A 15529-nucleotide genomic window follows, 5' to 3' on the forward strand; every position below is an offset into this window, starting at 1 on the left:
GGATCGGACGCCCGCGCGGTCGCGGCTCGTTAAAGACGCAGCCGTATTACCGGGTGCGTGTCTCGGGAAGATGTCAGCTTCGCCGTTGAGCACTTTCGGTTATTGCTACCGTGTGACCGGTGCGTTCGTTACACCGGCGGCTCACGGCTTGGTGAACGCGCTGGCGTCGGGTTTCTCGACCAACTCCAAGCTGGTGACCTCACCTTCGATGAACTTCTTGCCGTCCCGCTTGGTGAGGAACTTCATTGCCTGCTTGGTGCCCTGAACCTCCTTGTACTCGCTCGGGAACGACTCCTCTGTCACCTCCTGGCCGGTGGCGTCGTCCTTCACGCGCGTTTCGCTCTTCACCAGCAGCCCGGTTTCTTTGTCGAAATAGAGGTCGATGTCGCGGTGCCCTTTGCTCGACACTTTCACGCCGAGCGCCGGGCGGTTTTCCACCTTGATCTCGCCGGTGGTGGCGAAGGTGAATTGCTTGTCCTTGAGAGGAGCGAGGTTCGTGACCCAGGAGGCGTATGCCTGCTCCTTGGCTTCCGCGAGTTCGTCCTTATCGAACTCCTTCACGTCCTTCACGACCTTCGCCCACCCCTTGTCACCGGCCACCACAATGACGATCGGCAGCTTCTGCCCGCCGGCGTCGATTTCCAGGTCAATGCGCTGTTTGTCGGACCCCGCGACGGACACCTCGCCGGTCATCGCGAGCCCGTCGCCCTGGCCGTAGAAGGTGCCCTTGAGCTTGCTGACGGCGCCCCCGAACTTGTCGAGTATGTCCTGCCCGCCGTGCGCCTTCACGGCCTTCTCGATCAACTTTCGGGCCTCCGCCGCGTCGTCCGCCCGCGCCGGAGCGATCACCGCGAATACGAACCCGAGCGCCAGAACCGCATGCCGAAGGTGCTTCACGAGTCGCTCCCGATGTGAGGTGAACGTGCCGGCGTGCCGGCCGGCACTCGCCAGTGATTCGCCGTTGGTGGCGCCGGATTACCGGCCGCGCGAGAACTTTTTCCGATCCAGACCGTAGGCCTCGCGCTCGAACCGGTTGTCGAAGTAGAAGTGGTCGCCGCGCCGCCACGCGAGGTAGCTCGCCAGGAAGTACGCCGGCAGGAACAGCGGCCCCCACCGCTCGCACTGGCGCACGTGGACGTGTTCGTGGTCGCGCGCGTGGTCGAGGGCGTCGCGGTCCTGGCCCAGGATGACGTGCCCGAGGCACAGTGCGGAAGCCTCGATCACCAGGCACCGTCGCAGGAGGAACCGCGCGAACCCGCCGTACACCTCCAGCGCGCCGCGCTCGACGCGCACCCGGCCGCCGGTGACCACCGCGAGCGGCACGCACGCGAGCCCGAGGAGCGTGACCGGCAGCGCCCACAGGTAGCGTAGCGGCATCGTAGCCGTTCGGAGCAAACTCACGGCTTGTTCCCGTCGTAGTTCCGTTCGACCAGCCCGACGCCTGTGGGGATCTCGGCCGGGCGGCCGAAGTAGTTGTCCACGATCATGTTCGCTCGCCCGCCGCCCGCTTTCACCGCGAGCGATTCGGTTCGGGGCCGGTCGTCGCGGATCAGGCACCCGCTGACGCGCGAACGCGACACATCTTTCAGGAGCAACCCGACGGCGTCGGAGTCCAAAATCGTCACGTTCGTCACGTTGAAGCGGTCGCAGGTGTCGAGCGTCACGGCCGCCGGCGCCGCCCGGACGCGCGAAACCGTGAAGCCGGTCAGCACGCAGTCGGTGCTGTTGCGGAACACGAGGTCGTTGGCGGTTTCGGGCCGCTCCTCGCTCGCGTAGCGCGGGTTCCGGTCGAAGTTGTTCGGACCGATGGTGACCGCCGTGCTGTTTTCGACGAGCACGTTGTGCTCGTAGGCCGTCCAACAGGTGTTGCCGGTCATCACGACCCCGCGGGCGTGGTCGAGGTGGACGTTCACCTTCACGTCGCTGAGGACGTTGCCGGTGATGGTGACGTGCCCGTCGCGGAGTTCGTCGGTGCCGTTCGCCTTTGTCGCGCTCGGACCCTTGATACGAATGTTGGCCGAACCCGGGGCGTTGTGGTTGTGCTGGACGGTGCAGCCGGTGATCGCGACTTCGGCGTTGGAGCCGCCGGTGCTGTCGATGAGCACGTTCGCGGTGGGCGGCCCGTTTGCCCCGTGGTTGCTCTCGATGTCGCAACCGGTGATGTGGAGGTTCCGCACCTGCCCGGCCCGGGCCACGACGCCGCCAAGGTCACAATAACTGATGTGCGAGCCCGTAACGTTGATCTGGTGCAGGTTCACGTTGTCGAGGTACACGCCGACCCCGCGGTTCTCGTAGATGTGGCAGTCCGAAACGAGGACGTTGCGGTTCCGCGCTGTCAGGTGGATGCCGTGAAAGCACTTGCGGATCAGCACCTTTGAGACGGTGAGCTGCATCGTGCCCGCCGCTTCGATGCCGTTCGCCTTGTCGTGTTCGCCGACGATTTCCAACCCCTCAACGCTCGGCATCCGCTCGTTCCAAACCTGCGCGCCGACCGTTTTCGGGTCCGCGGTGCCGGTGTGCGTGCCCACGAACTTGAACGCCGGCCCCTCGCCGGCCATCACGATCCGCGCGGTGCCGTCGCCGCGGAGGGCCGCGAACCCGGCTTTGTTCAAGTTCACGAGAACCGGTTTGCTGATGCGGTAAGTGCCGTGCGGGAACACGGTCGGGCCGTTCCCGGCGTTGACGGCGTTCTGAACGGCTTGCCAGTCGTCGGTGCAACCGTCGCCCTTTGCGCCGTGGTCACGCACCGTTCCGTGCGGCACCTTAAACGGCCCGAACGGCTCCGGTCGCGGCACCGGTTGCCCCCTCCCGGCGAATCCGATTGCCAGGAACGCCAGGAACGACAGCGCAAGCCCACTGGCGAAGAGAGCGGTGACTCGACGCGACATGCGGCACTCCGGTAGGTACACGGCGAGCGTACCCGGCGGAGGGAGCGGCTGGAAGGATAAACCGGGCTTGGCTGAAGCGCTGAGTTGGCGCGACAGGGAAGGGCAGGTGGGGTTATTGGCGAGTGCGTTTGTGTAATGATTGACACGATCGAGTGCGCGATTGCCAGCGGAAGCGGTCAGCGGCCCCGGGAAAACTGCGCATTACTTGCGGTACAATCGCCCGTGGCTTAATGCATTAAGGCATGGTGTTGGCTAAATAATTGTGCGATTCAGTCCGGGTCCGCTAGTGTTGAAGAGGAGCCGTTAGCTCCCTTTTCCAGAGAGGAAGTAACGGCTCCGCTCGACGGCGGGCGCCTTACTTCTTTTCTTTCACTTCCCAGTAGTGCAGCACGTACTCGTCGCCGTCGGCGCCCCGCACGGTCACGGTCCGGTCCGGCTTCCAGTCGCCGAGCTTGAACCGGTGCGACACGATCCGCGTGCCCGGCTTCAGCAGCTTCTGGAGCACCGGCGCCATCCGCGCGCCCAGGTCGTCGCCGATGTAGATGAGCACCACGCTTGCCTCGGAGGCGATGGCCATGTCCTTTTCGTTGAGGATGTCACCTTCCTTGATGACGACCTTCTCCGCGACACCTTCCTCCTTGGCCTTCTCTTGCGCCTTCTTGACCATTTTGGGGTCGATGTCGATGCCGATGCCCTTCTTCGCGCCGAGCTGCTTCATGGGGCGGATGAGCATCACGGCGTCGCCGCAGCCCGGGTCGAAGATGACATCGTTCTTGGTCACCTTCGCCATCTTGGCCATTTCGTCCACGATGTCGTCCGGCGTCGGCACCCACCGCACGACGATCTTGTCGAGCACCTTGTCTTCCTTCGTCAGGTCGAGCGTGAGCGCGTCGCCGCCCTTTACGGTGACCTCTCGGGGGCGGGTGATCTTCGTGTAGTTGTTCGGTTCGATCAGCGCTTCGACCTTGAACTTGTACTCCTTGCCGGCCTCGAGCGCCGGGGTGGTGAACGTGTACTTGCCCCCGCTGCCGTTGACCGCGGTGCCGTCCACCTTCACGATCGTGTCCTTGTACCCCGCCTCTGGGGCGGTGATCGTGATGGTGGCGGTTTTCTTCTCTTGCGCGCACGCCGCGCCGACCGCGACGACCAGCGCGACGACCCCGACGCTTAACCGTTTCATTGGTACGATTCCCCCGACCCAGAAGTGCCGACCTACGCGACACGATAGTGACCCGCCCGGCGCAACGCCAGAAGGAACTCAGCCGGCGATCCGGTCCCAGTCGAGCGCGTCCTTGTCGAGGGCCGGGAGGCTGTAGGGCATCGCCTCGAGATATTTGGGCGCCGCGCCGGTGTTGAACACCACCACCCGTTCGTCGGGTTTCACCTCGCCCGCCGCCACCATTCGCTCGAGCGCGTCAAAGCACACCGCCGTTTCGGGGCAGATGCTGATCCCCTCTGCGGAACTGGCCCGCTGCATCCAGCGCGCGATCTCGGACTCACGCCCCAGCGCTGCGGTGCCGCCGCTGGCGCGGATCGCGTCGAGGATCATGAAGTCGCCGACCGCGACCGGCACCCGCAACCCGCTGGCGACCGTCCGCGCGTTCGGGAACAGTTCGGCGAACCGTTCGCCCTTCCGGTAGGCGGTCACAATGGGGGCACATCCCTCCGCCTGGCAGGAGATGAGTCGCGGAAAGCGAACGCCGGAGGGGTGCCCCGGGGATGCCCGGAGCCAGCCGAGTTCCGCAAGTTCGGCGAACGCCTTCCACATTCCGACCAGCCCGGTTCCGCCGCCGGTGGGGTAGAAGATCACGTCCGGCAACTGCCAGCCTTCTCGCGAGGGGAAACCGCCCGCGGGTTCCCCCTGCAACCCCCTCACCGCTGATGAGGGGGAACCGCCCGCGGGTTCCCCCTGCAACCCCCTCCCGAACTGTTCCGCCAGCTCCAACCCCATCGTCTTCTTGCCTTCGAGCCGGTACGGCTCTTTCAGCGTCGATAGGTCGAACCAGCCCATGCGCTCGGCGCCGTCCTTGACGATCTTGCCGCAATCGTTGATCAGGCCGTTCACCCGGAACGCCTTCGCCCCGTAGAGCTGCGCCTCGAACTGGTTCACGGCGGGGGTGTCGTGCGGCATGAACACGAAGCACTCGATCCCGGCGCGGGCGGCGTAGGCTGCCGCGGCCCCGCCGGCGTTGCCCGCCGTCGGGAGTGCCACGCGCGTCACGCCCAGCCACTTCGCCATACTGATGGCCGCGGCCATCCCGCGGCTTTTGAAGCTACCGGTCGGCAGTTGCGACTCGTCCTTTACGTACAACTGCGACAGCCCTAATTGCTTACCCAGCCGCGGGCAGTGCAGGAGCGGCGTCATGCCCTCGCCGAGCGTGACGGGTTCGACGTCCTGGGGCAGCGGGAGCAACTCGCGGTAGCGCCACAGGGACGGGGGGCGCTTCGCGATCTCGTCCGGTGTGACCGCGGCGCGGATCTTGTCGAGGTGGTACCGGACCCAGATCGGCCGGCCGTTGTGCATGTTCGCCAGCGTGCCGAAGGGCAGGGCGGTGCCGTCAATGGCGGCTTCGAGGTGCGAGACGTAGTGATTCATGTGTGGTGAGTGAACCGCGGCAGAGGCAGGCGGGCCGAAGGGCGGAGCCGGAACGCGGTGGCTGCGGCTCCGCCTCATCGCTCACTGTACGAGCTACTGGCCCAGTTCCCACACGGTCACCGAAGAGTCCGCGGCGCTGGTGAGGAGCTTTTTTCCGTCGGGCGTGAAGGCCATCGCTCGTGGGACGAACCCGGGCGCGGTCAGGGCTTGCACCGGTGCGCCGTTGGCCCACTCGAACACGACGATCGGGGTAGCCGGCTCCGGGGTGTCGTGCGACCGACACGCGACCGCGAACCGCTTTCCGTCGGCGGTGGGGACCATGCGTGTGCCGTGAGCGCGGCCGCTCAGGTCGTACTCGCGAACCCGCTTACCTTCAAACAGGTCAAACGCGATCACCTTGCCGTTGCCGGTCGCCACGGCCGCGGTCTTGTTGTCGGGGGCGGCGATCACCTCCGGCAGATGGAACTGACTTTTCTCGACCAGCTCTCCCTTCTTGGCCCCGGTCGCGAGGTCCCAGCCGGTGATGACAAATGGTGCGTCATCGTTATCAGCGAAGGCGCGGCCGGCGGTGATCACATGCCTGCCGTCCGGCGTCACCGCGGCAGCAAGTGTCGAGTAGAGGCCCAACTCGATTACGCCGAGGCGCTTGCCGCTGGCGGTGTCGAGTACCGTTACCTGGGCCGGCTTCTTCCGATAGTCGATTGGGATGAACACGGTAACGATTTTGGAGCCGTCGGACGAGAAAGCGTGGCGGGAGAACGAGAAGGGGCCGCGCGGGATCACGTACCACTGGGCACCGGTGGCGATGTCGAACACGCCGACATCGCCGGAGGAGTCGTGGGCGACCGCCGCTTTCCCGTCGGGCGAGACGTGTGCCCCGGGGAACCCGGAGGACTGCGGGTTCGGGTACTTGAGCGGCACCTCACCCGCCAACTTCCCCGTGGCCAGTTCCCACCGCAGCGCCGCGCCGGACTCCGGCGCGGTGAGGGCGTACTTGCCGTCCGGGGTCACTGTGATCGAGGTGACCACACTGGTGTGGCCCTCGGTCGGGCCGAGCGGTTTGCCGGACGGGACCTCCCACACGAACGTCGCCAGGCCCTGGCTCGCCCACGCGATGCCCTTCTCGTTGTCGAGCAACCGCACGCGGGCGTTGACCGGCCCCGGCACCGGGGGCTCCACGGTGGCGAGCCGCACGCCGTCGGACACGCGCCACAACTGCACCGCTCCACCGGCGGTCGCCGCCACCACCGCCCCGTCCGGGCTGAACGTCACGAACCGCCCCGTTCCCGACCGCCCCAGCAACTGGAGCTTCAGCCCGCCGGTTTTCGGCGACACCAGGTCGATGGCACCGGTGCCGGCACTGATCGCGGCCAATCCCGTGGGGCCGATCACGACCGCCTGCGGGCTGTAACCGGCCGCACGGACCCGCGACAGCTCTTTTCCGCCGGCCGCGTCGAAGAAGTACACGTACCGTTCGGGGCTGTGGTCCCGGTCCTCGGGTTTCATGTCCGGGTCGAAGTGGTCCCCCCAGACCGCCACCGTTTTGCCGTCGGGGGCCAGCGCCACCTGGGCGAACCGGTTGTGGGGAGCCGCGATCGACGCGATTTCCTTGTTCGCGGCCACGTCCCACACGGTGACCGTGGCGGTTCGCTTTTTCGACTCGTCTTGAGCCCCACCGATCGCGAGCACCGCGCCGTCGGCCGAAAGGGCCGCGCCGCATTCGCGGCTGTGGGCACGCGCGGCGACCTTGGTCAGCGCCTTGCCGCTGCCGGCGTCCCACACGGTGACCGCGTCGTGCGTTGTCTGGAGGCCGCGCTTCCCATCGGCGGAGAACGCGACGAATGTGCCGGGCGGCTGCTCCTGGAGCGTGCCGACGGTCGCGCCGGTGGCCGGGTCGAGGAGCCGGAACCCGCCGAGCGAACTGGCCAAGTAGAGGGTTTTGGCGTCTGGGGAGAGGACTGGGGCTGCGTGCGAGTTGCTACGGAGCCGGACCGTGCCGAGGCGGCCCGTCGCGCCGCGCGGCAGGGGATCGCCGTACCGATCCTTGTCCGCCGCGGGGCCGGTCAGGGCCGGGGCCAGCGAGAGCAGCGCGGCCGCGAACCGTGGAAAGTGCCTACTCATGGTGCTCCTGCGCGGTGAGGGACGGCGAGATGAGATCGCCCGCGACCGGCGCCACGTCCACGCACCCGGGGGCCGACCAGAACGTCCGCGCCCGGGCGTGAGGGCAACCGCCGGTAGTCGGTGGGGTGCCCCGGTGCCAGAAGTCAGAGCGTGCGCAGCAGGTTCGCCGCGGTGCGCCGCCCGGTGGTCACCCGCGCCCCGACCAACAGAACCGAGAACCGCGGGTACGTCGGGCTCGTGAAGTGCCGGGCGAGGACCCGTACCAGGTCGTGAGCCTCGGGCGGTGGAATCATGGCCGCCGTCCGTGGGCGAGGGCCACGGGAGTATCAGCAACCCCATGATACCTCACCACGGACGGCCCTGAGAATCGGCACCCGTCGAGCTGAGCACCTGTATTCGATCAGAAGTCGGCGTCGAGGACGATGCGGTACCGGGCCTTCCCCTCGTGCAGCCGCCCGAACGCGTCGTTGATCTTGCTCATGGGGAAGTGTTCGGTGGTCGGCAGCACTTGGTGCCGGGCCGCGAACTCCAGCATGTCCTCAATCGCCACCGGCGAACCGGTCGGGGAGGCCGAGATGCACCCCTGCTTCATGATGAGCGGGAACACGGTCACCGGGATCGGCTCCAGCACTGCCCCCACCACGTGCATGCGCCCGTTCGGCGCCAGGGTACCGAGCATCGCCTCCCAGTCGAGCGCCACGTTGGTGGTGACGATCAGCAGGTCCAGCGACCCCGCCAGCTTCCGGACCGCGTCCGGGTCGCGGGTGGCGACCACCCGGTGCGCCCCGAACTCTCGGGCCTCGTCGAACTTGCGCTCGCTGGAGGTGAACGCGGTCACCTCGCACCCGTACGCCGCAGCGAACTTGACCCCCATGTGTCCGAGCCCGCCGATGCCCACGATCCCGACCCGGCTCATCGGCTTGGCGTACATCATGATCGGGTTGAACACGGTGATGCCGCCGCACAGCAGCGGCCCGGCGTCGGCGGCCGGCAGCGCGTCCGGGATCGGCACCGCCCACGCCCAGTGCGCCCGGACCCGGCTGGCGAACCCGCCCCGGTGCCCGGCGATGGTGGGCTGGGCCTGGGCGCACAGGTGCTGGTCCCCGGACTTGCACGGGCGGCAGTGCATGCAGCTCCCGGCGGTCCAGCCGATCCCGACCCGCTGCCCCACCTTCAGCCCCTTGGCCGCCGTCCCCACCTCCACCACCCGACCGATCGCCTCGTGCCCGAGTACCGCCGGGTACTGCGCGATGCCCCAATCGTTGTTCAGCATGGACAGGTCCGAGTGGCACAGCCCGCAGTGCTCGACCTGAACCTCCACCTCGTCCGAGCCGAGCGGGCCGAGGTCCACTTCCTGTTTCGTCAACTTCTGCCCGGCCGCCGGAGCAACCCACGCCTGAATGACTGACATCTTCTTCCCCCGTAGCGGTACGGTTCTGTCGCGAACGGAGCACACGCTCTCGCATTCTGCGGGAGCGGTCCCCTTCGGACAAGTGCGTACACATATGGCCAAACGGCTGGGACTATGACGGCGCGAGCGGTGCCGTGTCCCGGTGTGCGGGATGAGGGGCCGCCCGCTCACGAGCCGGTGCGGCCGCCCGTGACGGTTCGGCGGCACCGTTCGGAGGGGAAGTGGAGGGCTGCTCCGCCTCGCCTCTCGCGGTCACGGGCCGTGCTCGTGCAGCACCTCGCACAGCTTCCCGAGCATCTTACCCTCGCGACTGGATATCACGCCCTTGGGGAGGGGGACGTTGTTCACCATCACGCAGAACAGCAGCTCCTTGCCGCTCTTGGTGGTGAGCGAGCCCGCGAGGGCCTTGCTCTTCAGCAGGAAGCGTTCGTTGGCGGCGTCGTACCAGAGAAGGGTGCCGGTCTTGGCGTGGGCTTTGCCCCGCGCCGGGCTGTCCTCTTTGACGGCGTCGCTCAGCGTGCCGTCCACACCGAGGACCGGCAGCGCGGCCTTGTACGCCTCCCACTCGGGGCGTTTCGACATGCCCTGAAGCAACTGCACCGTGGCACGCGCGCTGACGTAGTCGGATTGCGCACCGCCGGCACCGCCGCCGAACGAGATCGCGTCGGTGTCAACGCCGAGGTCCTTCAGCACCGCGCGCTCTTCCTTCAGACCCGCGTCGAGCGTGCTGGCGCCCTGTGCCACCGCCAGCAAGCAGGGGATGGCGCTGGCGTACAGGTTGTGACTCACCTTAAGCGTGACCGTCACCGTGTCCTTGAACGGGGCCGACGCGAGCGCCGCGACCTTGGGCAGCTTCTCGTAATCGGCCTTGGGCGGCAGCGGAACCGCACCGGGACGCAGCACGGCGCACTGCGCGCGGACGCCGTGCCGCCGGAGCGCCTCCACGAAGAGCGCCCGGGCGAACGGCACCGGTTCGTCCACGTTGAGCACGCGGAGCTGCGACTTCCCGCCCGCCGGGACCGCCCCGCGCACCGCGAACTGCGTGGCCCCGATCGGGATCAACTGGATGTTCGCCGTGGCGCCCGCCGCGGCGGTGCTCACGGTCGCGTCCATCGTGTACAAGCTGGTTTCGGGGCGCATCGAGACCGTCGCGGGGGCGCCCTCTTTCTCGCCGGGGGTGACGATGACGTCGATCGCGTTGTCGTTCACCACGATCGGGGTGACGGCGTCCGGGCCGCTGCCGCTCCCGCGGGTGCGGGCGAACAGCCGGTCGTCGATGAGCACCTCGCCGTTCACCTCGTTGATGCCGGCATCCTTGATTTGTTTGGCGAGGGCGTTGAGGCCCGCGAGCGGGTCGGTGTCGGTGACCTCGCAGTCGCCGAACCCGCCGTTCGCGTAGGTGTGGTCTTTGTCCTTGAAGACGGTTTTGCCGTCCTTGGTGCGCCCGCCGAGCATCAGGTCGCCGCTCGCGACGAGCACGAGGTCGCCGCGGAGCGTGCCCTTGAGCACGATGCCGCGCTGGTAGACGGCGGTTTCCCGCTTGTGGTCCGGCCCCAGCGTGACCAGCGCGGCGGCACAGGTGAAGAGCTTTGTCACGGAGGCGGGGGCCAGCATTGCGTCCGGGTTGCGCGCGTAAACGGTGCTCCCGGTCTTGGCGTCCACGACCAGGACGCCCCAGGAGGCGTGCTTGTAATCCGGCGCGCCGGTGATCGCTTCGATCTTCTCGGCCAGCCCGTCCGGGGGCGCGGCGGGGGCCGGAACGGTGCCGACAACCACGACCAGCGCGACCGCGAGCAGTGGGCAAACGCGAAGCACGTTGAACCGCCTTTCGGAACCAGATCGGAAGGTAGAGCTTTATGGTACCTGCGGGCGGTAACGCGACCTAGATCTGGCTCGAACGAACCGGCTGCGGGAGCTGCAACCGTCCGACCGCTTTCCGAAAACGGGTCCGCTGTCACAGACCGCGGACCGTGCCCGTCCTTGATGCCGAGTGGTTCGGAATCGCACGCCGTGCCCGGGTGCTGGGAACCGACCCGGCGTGCCGAGCGGGCCTTGGAGCGACCGAACGACAGGAGGGCATCGTTATGAAAGTGGTCGTAATTGGCGGTAGTGGGCTCATCGGGAAGAAACTGATACCGCTTCTCCGCGGGGCAGGGCACGAGGCCGTGCCGGCGTCTCCCTCGTCCGGCGTGAACGCGCTGACCGGCGAGGGGGTGGCAGCGACCCTGGCGGGCGCGGACGTGGTGGTGGACGTGTCGAACTCGCCGTCGTTCGCGGACGACGCGGTGATGTCGTTCTTTGACGCCTCGACGCGGAACCTGTTGGCCGCGGCGGCGGCGGCCGGCGTGCGGCACTACGTGGCCCTGTCGGTGGTCGGGGCCGACCGGCTGCCCGACAGCGGGTACATGCGGGCGAAAGTGGTGCAGGAGAACCTGCTCAAGGCGGGAGCGGTGCCGTACACGATCGTCCGGGCGACGCAGTTCTTCGAGTTCCTGGGTGCGATCGCCGGCGCGGGAGCGGGTGAGGTTCGACTACCGACGGCGCCGATGCAGCCGCTGGCGGCCGAGGACGTAGCCGCGGCGCTGGCCGCGATCGCGGTCGGGGCGCCGGTCAACGGGACGGTCGAATTGGCTGGCCCGGAGTCGCTTCCGATCGCGGCGTTCGTGGGCAAGTTCCTGGCCGCGAGCGGGGAGCCGCGCTCCGTGATCGCAGACCCGCATGCCCGCTACTTCGGTGCGGCGCTGGACGAGCGGGGGCTGAACCCGGGGCCGAACCCCCGCCTCGGTCCGACGCGGTTCGAGGAGTGGGCCGCGCGTGCGGGCTTGAAGGGGTGATGCCGGGTGCCATCTGGTTTGTAGCGGCGGTGCGACACCGCGGCCGATGAATGGATCGGACCCGCTGTTGTCGCTGTAACGAGGGTTACAACGTGGACCGGTTAAAGTCGCTGGGGGACCGAGTGGACCATCGCTGGCGTCCGACTACCAATTCGCTGGTCGTTCGCTGGGGCATCGCTACCACCCCGTCACACCGTTTCGAGGTTCCGCGCCGCCCCGTAAGCACGCCCGGCCCGTCGATGATAGGCAGCGTAACGTTATTCTGCATAGAGGTTTGCTATCGCCTCTTGCTGACAACGACCGCATTGCTTTTCGGACGAAACCCTCATGAACCGTCGTTTGGGGTGCGGCGGGAACTTCTCGAAGTGCTGCGAATGGGAATTACGGTGGAGAAGTGCCCACGATGACGATTGGGGCGCCGACCACGGTGCCGCAAACGCAGAGGGCCTTTCTCGCTTCACGGGACTCGTGAACGGGTGATTTCGAGGCGGGCGCCGCGTGACGCGCGAAACGGCTCCGAAGCTTTGCCGGGTGCTCGCCCCCTCTCCCTTGACGCCTGCCGCCGCGTGGCCTAGCGTGAGACGGGTTGCTTTACACCACAGAGTTCGCAACGCGGCGGTTTTACACAATGCCCGGTACGTGCGTGGTTGGGTTGCAGTGGGGTGACGAGGCCAAGGGCAAGATCGTTGACCTGCTCGGCGACGGGTTCGATCTGGTCGTGCGGTACAACGGTGGCGCCAACGCCGGGCACACCGTCGTCGTCAACGGCAAGAGCTTCAAGCTGTCACTATTACCGACCGGTGTCATTCGGCCGAACGTAACGTCCGTGATCGGCAACGGCGTGGTGGTGTACCCGCCGCGGTTCATTGAGGAAATGGAATCGCTCGCGAAGGGGGGGATCGACCTCGCCGGCAAGCTGTTCGTGAGCGACCACGCGCACGTCATCTTCCCGTACCACATGGAAGAGGAGCGGGTCCTCGAAAGCGGCACCGAAGGCAAAATCGGCACCACCGGGCGCGGCATCGGGCCGTGCTACCAGGATAAGGTGGGGCGGCGGTTCGCCATCCGGGTCGGCGAGTTGCTGCGGCCCGAGCACCTGCGCGAGCGGCTGAAGTTCATCGTTCCGCACAAGAACAAAGTTCTGGCCGCGCTTTCGAGCAGCGCGAAGGCGTTCGACGCCGATCAGCTCGCGGCGGAGTACGGGGCCTATGCGGACCGGCTGCGGCCGTTCGTGCGCGATACCGCCCTTTACCTGCACGACGCCCTGAAGGCGAACAAGCGGTTCATCTTCGAGGCCGCGCAGGGCAGCTTGCTCGACGTGGACCACGGCACGTTCCCGTTCGTGACCAGTTCGAGCAGCCTGCCATCTGGTATTTGGGGCGGCACCGGCGTGCCGGCCAAGTTCGTGCATCGCATCATCGGCGTGGTGAAGGCGTACACGAGCCGCGTGGGGCAGGGGCCGTTCCCGACCGAACTCGACGACGGCCCGGACGGTTTGGGTGAGCGCATCCGCAAGATCGGCCGCGAATACGGCACGGTGACCGGGCGCCCCCGGCGCGTCGGGTGGCTCGACGCGGTCGCCGTGCGCCACACGGCGGCCCTTTCGGGCGCGGACGAGATCACCATCATGCTGCTCGACGTGCTGAGCGGGCTGCCGGAACTGAAGATCTGCACCGGCTACGAACTGGACGGCGAACGGATCGGCTACTTCCCGAGCGACGCCTACCTGCTCGAGCGCGTGAAGCCCGTGTACGAGACGGTGCCGGGCTGGTCCGAGGACATCACCAAGGCGCGGGCGCTCTCGGATCTGCCCGCGGCGGCCCGGCGGTACATCGACCGTGTGGCGGAACTGGTGGGGTTGAAGGTGTCGGTCGTGTCCGTCGGCCCGGACCGCGAACAGACAATCATGGTGTAAAGGCGTAGTGACCAAGGGAGGCACAAAGGGCCACAGCGCCGAAGCGAGCCGGTCGCTGCGTTCGGCGGGCGCTCGTTCCGGACTTTGTGGTGTGCTCTTATGACTTCAACCGCTCACGACCCGCGCACCTACGCCGCCTCGCTCGGCTTGGCCCCCGAACTGCTGCCGCGCCACGTCGCCATCATCATGGACGGCAACGGGCGCTGGGCGCAGCGCCAGGGCAAGGAGCGCGCCGACGGGCACGCCCAGGGGGCGCACTCCGTTGACCTCATCACGGAGGAGTGCTGCCGGCTCGGTATCGGACAGCTCACGCTCTACTGCCTCAGCTCCGAGAACTGGAAGCGGCCCAAGCCCGAAATCGATTTCCTGATGGCGCTGCTGAAACAGTACCTCCTCGCCGAGCGCGAGAAGATTCAGCGGCAGAACATCCGGTTCGCGGTGATCGGGCGGCGCGCGGGGCTCCCCGACGAGGTCCTCGCCGAGATCGATGAGAACGTCCGGCTGACGCGGCACAATACCGGGCTGACGCTCTGTCTCGCCATTAATTACGGTAGTCGGGGCGAGATCGTGGACGCCGTTCAATCGCTCGCGCAGCGGGTACGGGCCGGTGAACTCGCGCCCGAAGAGATCGACGAGCGGGCGATTTCCGGCGCGCTGTACACGGGCGGGATGCCGGACCCCGACCTGCTCGTCCGCACGGCGGGCGAGATGCGGGTCAGCAACTACCTGCTGTGGCAGATCTCCTACGCCGAACTCTGGGTGACGCCGAAGTTCTGGCCCGAGTTCGACGCACCGCTGCTCCACTCCGCCTTCCGCGACTACGCGCGCCGCGAGCGCCGGTTCGGCGGGCTGAACACCGACGCTTCCACCTGACCCACGGCCGCACGCATGATCCGAACGCGAGTGTTGGTGGGTTCGCTTCTGGCGCTGGGGGCCGCGGGTGTGCTGTTCGGGGACTCGTGGCTCGCCAAGAGCGGGTTCGCGTGGTTCCCGTTTCTGTTCGCGTTCCTGATGTTGGTGGGCGTGCTCGCGCCGCGCGAACTCGTCCGGCTGTTCCCGCCCGCCCAGCGGCCGTCCGAGCCCCTCGTCACAACTGGCGTAATCCTGGCGCTATTGGTCAACTGGTACCCCGCGCTGCGCCTACAATTCAGTGCCGTGCCGGCGTCCCCGTGGGCGATGCTGGTGCTGGTACTCGGCGGGGTGCTGATCGGGGCGTTTCTGCTCGAAATGAACCGGTACACCGGTGAACGCGGCGCGCTCGATCGGCTCGCGCTGACCGCGTTTGTGGTCACGTACCTCGGGTTGCTGCCGTGCTTCTTCGCGCAGGTGCGGTGGCTGTCGCGGGACGCGGATGTGTCCGCCGCAATGCTCGCGCTGGTGGTGTTCGTGCCGAAGTGCAACGACATCGGGGCGTTCTTCACCGGCACCTTCCTCGGGCGCCACAAAATGACGCCCGTGCTCAGCCCGAAGAAGACGTGGGAGGGGTTCGTCGGCGGGGCGCTGACCGGGGCCGCCGCCGCGGTCGGGCTGTCGTTTACGGCTCCGGTGTTCCAGTACGGTGCCGCCGAGGCAGCGGCGTTCGGCTTGGTCGTGGGACTGGCCGGGGTGTTCGGTGACCTCGCGGAGTCGCTTGTCAAACGTGAGGGCGGCGCGAAGGATGCGTCGAAGAGCATTCCCGGTTTCGGCGGGGTGCTGGATGTGGTGGATTCCGTCCTGTTCGCCGCGCCGGTGGCGTACCTGTGGTTCGGATTGACCGCCCCGTAA

General features: G+C 67.4%; 13 protein-coding genes. 4 read left to right on the forward strand and 9 right to left on the reverse strand.

Translation table 11 applies throughout. From position 1 onward, the window contains the following. Nucleotides 1-141 precede the first annotated feature (141 nt). From R5W23_RS28335 to dacB, 9 genes are all read right to left on the reverse strand, one after another. Nucleotides 142-897 carry a hypothetical protein gene (locus R5W23_RS28335; protein WP_320689283.1) on the reverse strand — a complete coding sequence of 252 codons (756 nt, stop codon included), beginning with the start codon at nt 895-897 and terminating at the stop codon, nt 142-144. Nucleotides 898-975: 78 nt separating this feature from the next. After that, the gene (locus tag R5W23_RS28340) at nt 976-1377 is read right to left on the reverse strand and encodes a hypothetical protein (protein ID WP_320689284.1); all 402 of its coding nucleotides are present in this window, start codon (nt 1375-1377) and stop codon (nt 976-978) included. Nucleotides 1378-1397: 20 nt separating this feature from the next. Beyond that, entirely contained in the window at nt 1398-2888 is a 1491-nt protein-coding gene (locus R5W23_RS28345; protein ID WP_320689285.1) for a right-handed parallel beta-helix repeat-containing protein, read from the reverse strand. A gap of 355 nt (nt 2889-3243) precedes the next feature. Then, a complete protein-coding gene (locus tag R5W23_RS28350; RefSeq protein ID WP_320689286.1) occupies nt 3244-4068 on the reverse strand; it encodes a TIGR03000 domain-containing protein in 825 nt (274 codons plus the stop codon). 78 nt (nt 4069-4146) lie between these two features. Continuing rightward, nucleotides 4147-5484, reverse strand: a complete 1338-nt coding sequence (locus tag R5W23_RS28355) for a threonine synthase (RefSeq protein ID WP_320689287.1) — start codon at nt 5482-5484, stop codon at nt 4147-4149. Nucleotides 5485-5577: 93 nt separating this feature from the next. Next, nucleotides 5578-7605, reverse strand: coding sequence for a WD40 repeat domain-containing protein (locus R5W23_RS28360; RefSeq protein ID WP_320689288.1), 2028 nt, complete (start codon nt 7603-7605; stop codon nt 5578-5580). A 143-nt stretch (nt 7606-7748) separates the two neighbouring features. Next, entirely contained in the window at nt 7749-7898 is a 150-nt protein-coding gene (locus R5W23_RS28365) for a hypothetical protein (RefSeq protein ID WP_320689289.1), read from the reverse strand. A gap of 107 nt (nt 7899-8005) precedes the next feature. After that, nucleotides 8006-9016, reverse strand: coding sequence for an NADPH-dependent aldehyde reductase Ahr (gene ahr / locus R5W23_RS28370; RefSeq protein WP_320689290.1), 1011 nt, complete (start codon nt 9014-9016; stop codon nt 8006-8008). A 252-nt stretch (nt 9017-9268) separates the two neighbouring features. Further along, nucleotides 9269-10831, reverse strand: a complete 1563-nt coding sequence (dacB, locus tag R5W23_RS28375; protein WP_320689291.1) for a D-alanyl-D-alanine carboxypeptidase/D-alanyl-D-alanine endopeptidase — start codon at nt 10829-10831, stop codon at nt 9269-9271. A gap of 269 nt (nt 10832-11100) precedes the next feature. Between dacB and R5W23_RS28380 the strand changes: the two genes are divergently transcribed. From R5W23_RS28380 to R5W23_RS28395, 4 genes are all read left to right on the forward strand, one after another. Next, on the forward strand, nt 11101-11850 hold the full coding sequence (locus R5W23_RS28380) for an SDR family oxidoreductase (RefSeq protein ID WP_320689293.1): 750 nt from the start codon (nt 11101-11103) through the stop codon (nt 11848-11850). Between the two features lie 628 nt (nt 11851-12478). Further along, complete coding sequence (locus tag R5W23_RS28385; RefSeq protein ID WP_320689294.1) at nt 12479-13765, forward strand: adenylosuccinate synthase; 1287 nt, start codon at nt 12479-12481, stop codon at nt 13763-13765. Nucleotides 13766-13864: 99 nt separating this feature from the next. Beyond that, on the forward strand, nt 13865-14638 hold the full coding sequence (gene uppS, locus R5W23_RS28390; RefSeq protein ID WP_320689295.1) for a polyprenyl diphosphate synthase: 774 nt from the start codon (nt 13865-13867) through the stop codon (nt 14636-14638). A gap of 36 nt (nt 14639-14674) precedes the next feature. Further along, a complete protein-coding gene (locus tag R5W23_RS28395; protein ID WP_320689296.1) occupies nt 14675-15529 on the forward strand; it encodes a phosphatidate cytidylyltransferase in 855 nt (284 codons plus the stop codon).

Source organism: Gemmata algarum, from assembly GCF_034097035.1.
In the GTDB taxonomy this organism is placed as follows: domain Bacteria; phylum Planctomycetota; class Planctomycetia; order Gemmatales; family Gemmataceae; genus Gemmata; species Gemmata algarum.